Source organism: Pantoea sp. USHLN298, from assembly GCF_037149395.1.
In the GTDB taxonomy this organism is placed as follows: domain Bacteria; phylum Pseudomonadota; class Gammaproteobacteria; order Enterobacterales; family Enterobacteriaceae; genus Pantoea; species Pantoea astica.
Genome location: NZ_JBBCRO010000001.1, coordinates 466755 through 479352, shown reverse-complemented (window position 1 = coordinate 479352; position 12598 = coordinate 466755). Strand labels below are relative to the sequence as shown.

Sequence of the window (12598 nt, the reverse complement as noted above, 5' to 3'; positions counted from 1 at the left end):
GTCGCCGAAGCGATATCTTCACTATTCAGGTGGCGCTGATAACGTGGCGGGCGACAAAATGCCCTGGCGCCACTTCCATCAACGGTGCCACTTCAGGTTCATCCCCTAACGCATGAATCGGGCTGGGGATCTCGTCAACCATTAATGCACGCTCCCGGCGAGGATGCGCCGGATCGGCGACCGGAACCGCGGCCATCAGTTTGCGGGTATAAGGATGCTGCGGCTGCTCAAACACCGCCTGACGCGGCCCCATCTCCACAATCTGGCCGAGATACATCACCGCCACGCGGTGACTGATACGCTCTACCACCGCCATATCGTGTGAGATGAAGAGAAACGCGATACCAAATTCGCGCTGTAAATCGAGCATCAGGTTGATGATTTGCGCCTGGATAGAGACGTCCAGCGCCGAAACCGATTCATCCGCAATCACCACTTTCGGGTTAAGCGCCAGCGCGCGGGCAATGCAGATGCGCTGGCGCTGTCCGCCGGAAAATTCGTGCGGATAGCGCTGCGCGTGCTCCGGCAGCAGACCGACTCTCTCCAGAAGCCAGGCGACGCGCTGCTCCGCTTCCCGACGCGGCATCACCTTGTGCACCAGCAGCGGCTCCATAATGGAAAAGCCTACCGTCAGCCGCGGATCGAGCGAGGCGTAAGGGTCCTGGAAAATAAACTGAATGTCTCGCCGCAGATGGGCCAGCGCGGCCCCACGCAGATGGTCGATACGCTGTCCGTTAAAGGTGAGCGTGCCGCCCTGGCTGGCCACCAGCTTCAGCAGGGAGCGACCGGTGGTGGATTTACCGCAACCCGATTCACCGACCAGCGCCAGCGTCTCACCGGCATAGAGGTCGAAACTGACTTTCTCAACCGCGTGTACCCGGCTTTTCACCCGGTTAAACAGCCCGCCGCGAATATCAAAACGGGTCACCAGATCGCGTACCTGCAGAACTGGCGGCTGGTCGCGGCGCACCGTATCCTGCGGCGTCTCCTGCTCTTCTCCGCCCTGTAACAGCGGGAACTTCGCCGGCAGCGGCTGGCCCTGCATCGATCCGAGTTTAGGCACTGCCGCCAGCAACGCCCGGGTGTAAGGCTCGCGTGGCGCGCTGAACAGCTGCGCCGCCGGGGCATTTTCCACCACTTCGCCGCGATACATCACCTGCACCCGATCGGCCATTTCCGCCACCACACCCATATCGTGGGTGATAAAAATGACGCCCATCTGCATCTCTTTTTGCAGTACGCGGATCAGTTGCAGGATCTGTGCCTGAATGGTGACGTCGAGCGCGGTGGTCGGCTCATCGGCTATCAGCAACGCCGGTTTGCAGCAGAGCGCCATGGCGATCATCACCCGCTGGCGCATTCCGCCGGAGAGCTGATGCGGGAAGCGAGACAAGACATTTTGCGCATCGGGAATACGCACCAGGTCCAGCATGTGGCGCGCTTCCGCCAGCGCCTGTGCGTGGCTTTTGCCCTGATGCAGACGAATCGATTCGGCAATCTGTTCCCCGACGCTGAATACCGGGTTGAGCGAGGTCATCGGCTCCTGGAAAATCATCGCCATATCGGCTCCGCGCACCCGCCGCATCTGGCCGGACGGCGCGCGCATAATATCCAGTACCTCGCCGTTGCGGCGACGCAACTGCACCTCACCGCTCACCACGCCGCCGCTCTGTTCGATCAGCCGCATCAGCGCCAGCGAGGTTACCGACTTGCCGGAGCCCGATTCACCCACCAGCGCCAGGGTTTCACCGCGAAACAGATCGAGCGAAAGATGGCGCACCGCCTGGGTGACCGTGCCCTGCTGCTGAAAATGCACATTAAGATCGCGAACTGCCAGCACCTGCTCCGATGCCAGCGGCGGCAACGCCTGCCGATGGTTCATGCCTGCTCCTTAACTGTCGCGATAAATCGCCACATCTGCCGCCTCACCGACCCGTGCTGAGGCACGGTACATTCCTTCGCTATTAAACGGCAGCGCCACGTTGCCTTCACGATCGACGGCGATCAGACCGCCGCTGCCACCCAGCTCCAGCACGCTATCGTGGATGACGTTGACGCTGGCCTGCTGAAGCGTGCGACCGGCATAACGCATCTGTGCCGCCACATCGTAGGCCGCCAGGGTGCGGATAAAAACTTCACCGGTGCCGGTACAGGAGACCGCCACGCTGTCGTTGCTGGCGTAACAGCCCGCGCCCGGCAGCGGCGAATCACCGACCCGTCCCGCCTGCTTATTGGTCATGCCGCCGGTGGAGGTTGCCGCAGCCAGATTACCCTCGAGATCGAGCGCCACGGCGCCTACCGTGCCAAATTTGCGGTCCGGGTCGAGCGGATCGTCGCCGCCGGCCGCGCCATCATGATCCAGCACCGCTTCGTCGCTGTTTAATGCGCGCTGCAGCTGCTCCCAGCGATCTGGGGTGGAGAAATAGTCTGCTGCCACCGGCGTCAGGCCCTGCGCCTCGGCGAACTGCTCTGCGCCTTCACCGATAAACAGCACATGCGGGCTCTGCTCCAGCACGGCGCGCGCCGCCAGTACCGGGTTACGTACCCGGCAGACACCCGCCACCGCCCCGACGTTCAGCGTGCGGCCATCCATCACGCAGGCGTCCAGCTCATGAGTACCCTGATGAGTGAAGACGGCCCCTTTGCCCGCGTTAAACAGCGGACACTCTTCCAGCTGACGCACCGCTTCCGTCACCACGTCGAGTGCGCTGGCTCCCTGCGCCAGCATCTGCTGACCGTGCGTCACAATGTCAAGCAGGGCCTGACGATAGTGCTGCTCCTTTTCGTCGCTCATTGCAGCACGCGTAATCGCGCCTGCCCCACCATGAATGGCAATCACTGCTTTGACCATAACGCTCTGTCCTGTGGTTGCATCAGCACGAAAAACACTGATTTAGAATGGTTTTCATCCATTTTTGCTGATTTTTGACTATAGAAAGCCTGCTAAGTGTTGTAAAGCAGAAACTGTTCCGATGGTTATAACCTTTTCTTCCGGCGATATTTCACTTTAGCCGGGCTTGCCACCGGCAGGAACACGGCGGATGTCAGCGCGCGCGGATAGCGATGTGACTCAGCGGACAATTCCCACCATAATAAGCAGCATCTGAAATAACCCGACTGGAATAATCATGGAAAGTTTTACTGCAGGATTGATCTCCCTTGAGGAGGCTCAACAGACCATGCTGGCGCAGCTGAAGCCAATCACCGACTCATTGAGCGTTCCGCTGACGGAAGCGGTCGGCCGTATTACCGCCGTTGCTGTCACCTCGCCGATTGCGGTGCCGCCATTTGATAATTCAGCGATGGATGGCTATGCGGTGCGGCTGGCAGATGTCAGTCGCGGTGAGCCGTTGCCGGTTGCCGGTAAGGCTTTTGCGGGTGCGCCCTTTAGTGGTGAATGGCCGCACGGCAGCGTAGTGCGAATCATGACTGGTGCGCCGATTCCGCCAGGCTGTGAGGCGGTAGTGATGCAGGAACAGACTGAAACGCAGGGTGATTCGATTGTGATTACCGCACCGGTGCGTGCCGGGCAAAATATTCGCCTGACCGGTGATGATATCCAGCCAGGTCATGTGGTGCTTGACGCTGGCGTGCGGCTGGGCGCGGCTGAGCTGCCGCTACTGGCATCGCTGGGTATCGCCCAGGTCGCCGTGCGGCGTAAACTGCGAGTGGCGATTTTTTCAACCGGCGACGAGCTGCAGCCGGTGGGCCAGCCGCTGGCGGCCGGACAGATTTATGACACGAACCGCTTTGCGGTCTCGCTGATGCTGCACAAACTGGGCTGTGAGGTGATCGACCTCGGCATTGTTAAAGACGATCCGGTCGCGCTGCGGGCTGCATTTGAGGAAGCCGACCGTCAGGCTGATGTGGTGATCAGTACCGGCGGCGTGTCGGTGGGCGAAGCAGACTTCACTAAAAATATGCTGGAAGAGCTGGGTGCCATCAGTTTCTGGAAGCTGGCGATCAAGCCCGGTAAACCTTTTGCCTTTGGCCGTCTCGCCAGCAGCTGGTTCTGCGGGTTGCCGGGTAATCCGGTTTCCGCTGCGGTCACCTTTTATCAACTGGTGCAACCGCTGCTCGCCGCTCTGACCGGTCAGAAAAAAGCGGCGTTGCCGCCGCGTCAGAAAGTGCGCAGCGCCTCACGCCTGAAAAAATCGCCAGGCCGGCTCGATTTTCAGCGCGGCATCCTGCGCCAGAATGTTGACGGCGAACTCGAGGTTCACACCACCGGTATGCAGGGTTCACACATCTTCAGCTCTTTTGCCGCGGCCAACTGTTTCATCGTGCTGGAGCGCGAGCGTGGCAACGTTGAACCGGGCGAGTGGGTCGAGGTCGAGCCGTTCAATGCACTGCTGGAGGGATAAATGCTGCCTGAATTAACGGATGAGGAAATGCTGCGCTACAACCGGCAGATTGTCCTGCGCGGCTTCGATTTTGACGGTCAGGAGCGGCTGAAAGCCAGTCATGCGCTGATTGTCGGTCTGGGTGGGCTGGGCTGTGCCGCCGCGCCGTATCTGGCATCAGCGGGCGTCGGTACCCTGACGCTGCTCGATTTCGACAGCGTTTCACACTCCAATCTACAGCGGCAGATTCTGCACCACGACGCGGATATTGGTCACGCTAAGGTCGATTCCGCCGCCCGTAGCCTGGCAGCCATCAATCCTCACTGCCATCTGCAGCCGGTAAACGGTGAACTGGACGATGCGGCGCTGCGGGCGCTGATCGCCCGGCAGCAGGTGGTGCTGGACTGTACCGACAACGTGACGGCGCGCGAGCAGCTCAACCGGCTGTGTCGTCAGTTGCAGGTGCCGCTGGTCTCGGGCGCGGCAATCCGGATGGAAGGCCAGATTAGCGTGTTCAGCTGGCAGCCGGGTACGCCCTGCTACCGCTGTATCAGCCGACTGTTTGGCGAGCAGACGCTGAGCTGTGTCGAAGCGGGCGTCATGGCACCGCTGGTTGGGGTGATTGGCGCAATGCAGGCTATGGAGGCGATTAAGCTGCTGGCGAATTACGGTACGCCCGCCACCAGTCGGTTGCTGATGTACGATGCGCTAAGTGCGGAGTTTCGCAGCATGAAAGTGGCGCAGGACGCGCAGTGTGAAGTGTGTGGTGGGAACGCGTAGCGTCGGCAGGAACGTCTCTGCTCCCTGAGCCTGCGCTGAACCACCTGACCACCTGACCACCAAAAAAAACGGGGTGGCCTGTGCCACCCCGTTTCCATCAGACGATGCCCTGACTGCGCAGGTAATCTTCGTAATTACCGGTGAAGTCCACCACCCGATCCGATTTAATCTCCATGACCCGGGTCGCCAGCGAGCTGACAAATTCACGGTCATGCGAAACGAAAATCAGCGTGCCTTCGTACATCTCCAGCGCCATATTCAGCGACTCAATGGATTCCATATCGAGGTGGTTGGTCGGCTCATCCATAATCAGGATGTTCGGTTTTTCCATCATCAGCTTACCGAACAGCATACGACCTTTCTCACCACCGGACAGCACTTTGGCCGGTTTCTTAATATCATCCTGAGAGAATAACAGGCGGCCAAGAATACTGCGCACGCTCTGCTCATCATCGCCAGCCTGCTTCCACTGACTCATCCAGTCAAATACCGTCAGGTCATTAGCAAAATCTTCAGCATGATCCTGCGCGTAATAGCCGATACGCGCATTCTCTGACCATTTAACGCTGCCATTGTCAGGCGTCATCTCGCTGACCAGGGTTTTCAGAAAGGTTGATTTACCGATACCGTTAGCCCCGATCACCGCCAGTTTTTCACCAACTTCCAGCAGCAGGTTTAAATTTTTAAACAGCGGACCGTTATCAAAGCCTTTGGTTAAGCCTTCCACTTCCAGCGCATTACGGAACAGCTTCTTGTCCTGCTCAAAACGGATAAACGGGTTCTGACGGCTGGATGCTTTTACTTCATCCAGTTTAATTTTATCCATCTGTTTAGCACGCGAGGTTGCCTGACGGGATTTAGAGGCGTTGGCGCTAAAGCGGCTGACGAAAGATTGCAGATCGGCAATCTGCGCCTTTTTCTTGGCGTTATCCGCTAACAGACGTTCACGCGCCTGGGTCGCTGCGGTCATATATTCATCATAATTACCGGAATAGACCCGCAGCTCGCCATAATCCAAATCAGCCATGTGGGTACAGACCATATTAAGGAAGTGACGATCGTGCGAAATGATAATCATGGTGCTGTCGCGTTCGTTCAGCACCTGCTCCAGCCAGCGGATGGTATCGATATCCAGGTTATTGGTTGGTTCGTCCAGTAACAAAATATCAGGATTCGAGAACAGCGCCTGCGCCAGCAGCACACGCAATTTAAAGCCCGGCGCAATTTCGCTCATCGGGCCATAATGCTGCTCAACCGGAATGCCAACGCCCAGTAATAACTCGCCAGCGCGGGATTCGGCGCTGTAGCCGTCCATTTCACCGTAAACGGCTTCAAGGTCGGCAACTTTATACCCTTCCTCTTCGCTCATTTCCGGCAAAGAATAAATACGATCGCGTTCCTGCTTCACTTCCCATAATTCATGGTGACCCATAATCACGGTGTCGAGCACGCTATATTGTTCAAAGGCGAACTGATCCTGGCGTAACTTACCGATCCTTTCATTCGGATCGTATGAGACGTTGCCGCCAGAAGGCACCAGATCGCCACCCAGAATCTTCATGAAGGTGGATTTTCCGCTGCCGTTCGCACCGATTAAACCGTAACGATTACCGCCGCCAAATTTAACGGAGATGTTCTCGAACAGTGGCTTGCTGCCAAACTGCATGGTGATATTGCTGCTAACTAACACGGCATTGACCTTTGTGAAGAGAGTGGATGAAAAAACGGCGGCTATTATGCCAGATGTGACGCAGCGCACGCCAGCATCAGCCGTGGATTGCGGGCGTGGTGATTGATATCCCGACAGAAATAAAAAAGCCGGAAGGCCATAATGGCCCCCCGGCTCCCACTTACAAGGATTGTGTCGATCAATCGATCAGGAAACTGTCCAGGCTTTTACCGGCGTCCAGCGCTTTTTTAATCGCTGCCGGGGTACGGCCCTGGCCGGTCCATGATTTTTTCTCACCGTTTTCGTCGGTGTAAGAATATTTAGCCGGACGCGGCGCACGCTTAGCGCGTTTTTTACCGGTTTCCAGCGCACCTAATAATTCATTAGGATCGATGCCGTCAGCCAGCAGCATTTCGCGATATTTCGACAGCTTTTCTTCTTTTTCGCGATTTTGCGTCTCTTCCGCTTCCGCTTCTTCACGGCGCTCGGTAACGACAACGGTTAATTTTTCCAGGATCTCTTCCAGATCGCTCAATGGCAGTTCACGGGCCTGGGCACGTAATGTGCGAATATTGTTCAGAACTTTAAATGCGTCACTCATCACAATGTCCTTGATTAAGGGGGTTAATAAAACTGTAGCGACAAGATTACCTAATTCAAATAAAAAAATAAATTATTTTTACGCTACGGATAATTCTTATCGGTTAATTTTAAAATTCCTCGTCAACGCTAGCGGCTAATTCCTGACGTTTTATTAACGCTGAATTAACACCGAACGGCGCTGCACTTCTGGTGCTGGAATCGATTTCATGCATCCGTTGCCTGCCGCGCCCGGCAGAGAGCTGCGGGGGAAACCGTCCGCCGGAACTGTTTATTTTTGCGATGTCGCCAGAAAAAAAGATCATTAACGGCTGTCTGAATTTCGATCTCAGTCACACAAGGTTACAGATTAAGGTTCAAAATGTCCCCGCTTCTGCGCGGTAATAGCGCAAAAGGTGTATCCAGCCTGCAATTTTTTATTTCCTGACGCGGCGGTTTTAAACAATTTGTGGCGTCGGACGCTGACTGTCGGATAATCCTCAGGTGACCGGCCGCAGGATGACAGATTAGCCAGGGCACCGCCCGACCTATTAGGGGCTACAGCTGGCAGGCTTAAAATCCAGCGCCGTGAATAAAAACGCAAAAAGCCCGCACCCGATGCAGGGTTAAAATGAGGTTATTTATCCGGGTTGCAAAATAATGCCCAGCCCTGCGCCGCGGCACAAGATAATAGTCCTGACAGTCATGCTGTTTTATTTTCCTCCCTGCCCGACGGCGAAAATGGAGAGGAAGAGATATTATTCAAGGTGTTAACGCGAAAATAATGGGTAAATAGCGCAGGCTGCTGTCCTCAAAAACGACAACGCGGGTGAGGCGTTAACAGGCTGTGGCAGCGCGTATGCTGCCACAGCCTGGCGATTAATTAACCGTGGTCGCTGGACCAAATACAGAATATTGCGGCAGGTCGACGTTCTGATAGGTTTCCCAGCCGCCGCCCAGCGCTTTATACAAAGCGACTAAATCCAGCGCGCTCTGCATCCGTGCCTGGGTGGCCTGTTCTTCAGCCTGCGCCAGCTGACGCTGCGCATCCAGCACCTCCAGGAAGGTTGAAAGTCCCTGACGATAGCTGTCGCTGGCGAGATCAAAGGCACGCTGCAGCGAACCGGTGGTTTGGTCCAGCGCGGTGACGCGCTGCTGATCGGCGCGATAGCTGACCAGCGCATTTTCCACATCCTGTAAGGCGGTCAGCACCGTCTGGCGATAATCGAGTGCGGCGCTGGCCTGCTGTGCGCGTGCCAGCTTAACGCTCGACACCAGCCGTCCGCCCTGGAAAATCGGAATCGATAAGGCGGGACCGTAGCTGTAGAAGTGACTGCTCCAGTTATCCAGATAGCTGACGTCGGTGTTGCGCACGCCAAGCTGGCCGGTCAGGGAGAGACTAGGGAATAGCTGCGCCACGGAGACGCCAATCTCTGCTGTCTGTGCATGCAGCGTCGCTTCCGCCTGACGAATATCGGGACGACGGCGGGCCAGCGTGGAAGGAATGCCGACCGGGACAAACTGCGGCAGCGGCGGTAACGCTTTAGGCGTACTGAGTTCCGCATCCAGCGAACCCGGCGTTTTGCCCAGCAGCACCGCTAACCCATTCATCGCCTGGCGCGCCTGTGACTGATACTGCGGCAGCTGCGCCTGCAGGCTACTGAGCTGGGCGCGGGCGTTCTCCACATCGGTTAAGGGTGCCAGCCCGTTACGCTGCTGGCTCTGAGTCAGTTCGACGGTCTGCTGTGCCACATCAATCTGCTGCTGCAGCGTCTGGATAGTACTTTGCGCGCCGCGCAGTTGCAGCCAGGCGCGCGCGACTTCCGCTTCCAGCGACACCAGCGCATCGTTGCGCTGCTCAATCGCCGCCTGCTGCTGAGCATTGGCGGATTCAACCTGACGGCGCACTTTGCCCCACAGGTCCAGTTCCCAGCTGGCATCGAAACTGCCCTGATAAAGGGTGACCGGCTGCGTCAGGCCATCGAGCTGGCTGGCGACATTACTGTCGAGCTGGTCGGTTGCGCCATTGGCTTTCAGCAATCCTTCCAGACCCAGCTGCTGGCGATTAACTTTGGCCGAACCGTTGAGGCTGGGAAACAGGCCGCCCTGCGCCTGGCTCAGCTGCTCACGCGCGCCGGCAATGCGCAGCACCGCCTGTTGCAGCGTCAGGTTGCCCTCAATCGCCCGGGCAATCAGGCTGTCGAGTTGCGGATCGTTAAAGGTTCGCCACCAGCGCGAGTTGATCGCCGCACTCTGCGGCTTTGACGCTTCCTGCGAATCCAGGGTGTTATAGCTGCCAGGCAGCGTGGGTTTCGGGGCCTGATAATCTGGCCCGACGGCACAGCCAGCCAGCCACATTGCCAGCGTTAACAGGCTCAACGGTTTCAGGCCGCGGGAAGTAATAACCTTCATGTCAGTGTGCTCCTGCACTGCCTTCGCTCTTAATCGGCGACAGCAGCCAACAAAATGGAATCAAAATCAGGGCGACAATACTCAGGCCTGAGAAAACATCGATGTAAGCGAGAATGCGCGACTGGGCGATCATCTCCTGATAGAGCTGACCGGTCGCCAGGGTGATCGGATCGCCGACCGCTGAGGTAAAGTCGCGTATCGCCTGCGCCCAGTGCTGAACGGTGATATTGAACGGCTCGTTGAGCGGCGTCATGTTATGCACCATATGGGCGGAACGGACCTGCTCACGCTCGGTGATGGCAGCGGTCGATAATGAAATGCCAATCGACCCGGCGACGTTACGGAACATGGTAAACAGCGCCGAGGCGTCAGCGTTAAGCCGCTGCGGAATAGTAACAAACGCAATCGTCGTCAGCGGCACAAACAGGAAACCGAGGCCAATTGACTGCGCACTGCGCATCAGTACCAGCGTGGTGAAATCGACGTTGGGGGTCAGCGTAGCGGAGTAGAGGAAGGCCACCGCCAGACAGCTGAAACCAAAGGCGATGATGTAACGCGTCTGCACAATCGGCATCAGCTTCAGCACCAGCGGGATCGTCAGTACAATCAGCACCGCACCGGGTGACAGCACCAGACCGGACCAGGTGGCGGTATAACCCAGATCCTGCTGCGCCAGCTGCGGTAACACCACCGAGCTGCCATAAAGGATCATCGCCATCCCGGCCATCAACAGCCCGGCAACCCAGAAATTGCGGTCTTTCATCACCAGAATATCGACCACCGGTTTGCGGGCATACATCAGCCAGTAGATCGCGCCAACAATGCCGATCAGCGCCAGAATGGCAAACAGCACAATGAAGTGCGAAGCGAACCAGTCCTCATCCTCGCCGCGATCGAGCATCACCTGCAGACAGCCGAGACCCAGCGTGATCAGACTGATACCGATGTAATCGATCTTGAGTTTACCCTTGGCCCATTTGCGCTCCCACGGCGGATCTTCCAGCAGCTGGTAGATCGCCAGTACGGTGAGCACGCCGACCGGAATATTGATAAAGAACACCCAGCGCCAGCTGTAGTTATCGGTGATCCAGCCGCCCAGCGTCGGGCCGATAACCGGCGCAACGATGATCGCAATAGACGAGAGGCCAAACGCTTTGCCGCGATCTTCGGCTTTAAAATAGTCCAGCAGCACCGACTGTTGCACCGGCTGCAGGCCACCACCAAAAAAGCCCTGTAACACGCGGAACAGAATAATTTGCCACAGTTCGGTGGCGATGCCGCACAGAAATGAGCAGATGGTGAACATCACGATACAGATCAGGAAGAACTGTTTACGCCCAAACAGACGGCTGAAGAAAGCGGAGATCGGCAGCACAATGCCGTTCGCCACCAGATAGGAGGTCAGTACCCAGGTTGACTCATCGTAGCTGGAAGAGAGCGAACCGGCGATGTGCGGCAGCGCCACGTTGACAATCGTGGTGTCGAGAATCTCCATGAACACCGCCAGGGTGACCGTGATCGCCACTAACCACGGATTGCTGGCCGGTTTCCAGCTCTGGGTGGCACTCATTCCACCGTCACCTTCGGTTCAACCGACAGACCAAGCGGCAGCGGATGATTCGGGTCCAGACCTTTATCAATCACGATTTTCACCGGCACACGCTGAACAATTTTGACGTAGTTACCGGTGGCATTTTCTGACGGGAAGGTCGAGAAGCGCGAACCGGAGCCCATCTGAATACTGTCGACGTGCCCTTCCAGCTTCATATCCGGCCAGGCATCGACGGTAATCGCCACTTTGTCGCCGGGATTCATGCGTTCAAGCTGCGACTCTTTGAAGTTGGCAGTGATCCAGATATCGGGAGAAACCAGCGAAAACAGGGAAGTTCCTGCCTGAACCAGCGTACCGGGCTGCACATTACGTTTGGTGACAAATCCGTCGTACGGCGCGCGGACCTGGGTATAAGAGAGATTGAGATCGGCAGTGTTGAGCTGCGCTTTCGCCTGTTCGACCTGTTGCTGACGCGCTTCAACGTTGGTTTCCTGCTGGCGAATCTGCAACTGCACCTGCGACGCCACTTCTACCTGCGCTTTCGCGCTCTGCAACTGGGCCTGCGCCGAGCGTAACTGCGCCGCCGCGGTGTCAATATTACGCTGGCTGGTGGCGCGCGGGTCAACGCCCCGCTGGCGACGGTAATCCGCCTGCGCGTTAAGCAGGTTCGCTTCCGCTTTGGCCTGATCGGCTAATGCCTGGTCGCGCTGAGCCGGATACTGCACCCGCGACAGCGCCAGCTGCGCCTGTGCCTGATGCAGCTGAGCCACCGCCAGGCCGAGTTGCGCCTTCGCCTGATCGCGCTGGGCCTTATTGTCGCTGGGATCGATTTCGACCAGCAGATCGCCCTTCTTCACCCGCTGATTATCTTTAACCAGCAGCTTCACCACATAACCGGACGCTTTCGGGGCAATCGTCACGGCATCGCCTTCGGTGAAGGCATCGTCAGTGGTCTCCTGATTACGGGTAGAGAACCAGAACCAGAAACCCACAATCAGCATCACCACCACCACAATCGCCAGAATAATCAACGGCTTTTTACCGGGTCGCTTGCGTTCAGGCTGCTGATCCTGCTGCTGATTTTCATCAGACTGATTGGTCTTATCCGACGCGTTATCGGCGTCCTGCTGGTGTGGATCGCGTTGGTTGTTCTCGCTCATAGTTCCCATCACTGGCTAAGGCCCTAATTCCCGGGCATAAAAGGTCTCGTTAACCTTAGATCGGAAATTGACAAAATCCAGTGCAACTTTACTTAACTTGAGA

At 57.1% G+C, this 12598-nt stretch carries 9 protein-coding genes; 2 read left to right on the top strand and 7 right to left on the bottom strand.

The features are described from left to right. Window positions 1–25: 25 nt before the first annotated feature. Together WFK59_RS02380 and WFK59_RS02375 are read right to left on the bottom strand one after the other, a co-directional pair. Complete coding sequence (locus WFK59_RS02380) at window positions 26–1882, bottom strand: dipeptide ABC transporter ATP-binding protein (protein ID WP_233984775.1); 1857 nt, start codon at window positions 1880–1882, stop codon at window positions 26–28. A gap of 9 nt (window positions 1883–1891) precedes the next feature. Then, window positions 1892–2851, bottom strand: coding sequence for an isoaspartyl peptidase/L-asparaginase family protein (locus WFK59_RS02375; protein ID WP_233984776.1), 960 nt, complete (start codon window positions 2849–2851; stop codon window positions 1892–1894). Between the two features lie 277 nt (window positions 2852–3128). Here WFK59_RS02375 and moeA point away from each other — a divergent pair, with 277 nt between their 5' ends. Continuing rightward, window positions 3129–4364, top strand: coding sequence for a molybdopterin molybdotransferase MoeA (moeA, locus tag WFK59_RS02370; RefSeq protein WP_336754940.1), 1236 nt, complete (start codon window positions 3129–3131; stop codon window positions 4362–4364). Next, window positions 4365–5123, top strand: coding sequence for a molybdopterin-synthase adenylyltransferase MoeB (gene moeB / locus WFK59_RS02365; protein WP_336754939.1), 759 nt, complete (start codon window positions 4365–4367; stop codon window positions 5121–5123). Between the two features lie 97 nt (window positions 5124–5220). On the opposite strand, the gene WFK59_RS02360 is transcribed toward moeB, so the two are convergent. The 5 genes from WFK59_RS02360 to WFK59_RS02340 form a co-directional block, all read right to left on the bottom strand. Beyond that, complete coding sequence (locus tag WFK59_RS02360; RefSeq protein WP_233984779.1) at window positions 5221–6813, bottom strand: ABC-F family ATPase; 1593 nt, start codon at window positions 6811–6813, stop codon at window positions 5221–5223. A 178-nt stretch (window positions 6814–6991) separates the two neighbouring features. Then, window positions 6992–7393, bottom strand: coding sequence for an H-NS family histone-like protein (locus WFK59_RS02355; RefSeq protein ID WP_233984780.1), 402 nt, complete (start codon window positions 7391–7393; stop codon window positions 6992–6994). 857 nt (window positions 7394–8250) lie between these two features. Further along, window positions 8251–9783 (bottom strand): efflux transporter outer membrane subunit, encoded by a 1533-nt coding sequence (locus WFK59_RS02350; protein ID WP_233984782.1) that lies wholly within the window; start codon window positions 9781–9783, stop codon window positions 8251–8253. Window position 9784: 1 nt separating this feature from the next. After that, window positions 9785–11353, bottom strand: a complete 1569-nt coding sequence (locus tag WFK59_RS02345; RefSeq protein WP_336754938.1) for a DHA2 family efflux MFS transporter permease subunit — start codon at window positions 11351–11353, stop codon at window positions 9785–9787. Next, entirely contained in the window at window positions 11350–12495 is a 1146-nt protein-coding gene (locus WFK59_RS02340) for an HlyD family secretion protein (RefSeq protein WP_233984784.1), read from the bottom strand. Before WFK59_RS02340 ends, WFK59_RS02345 begins: the two co-directional genes overlap by 4 nt. Window positions 12496–12598 lie beyond the last annotated feature (103 nt).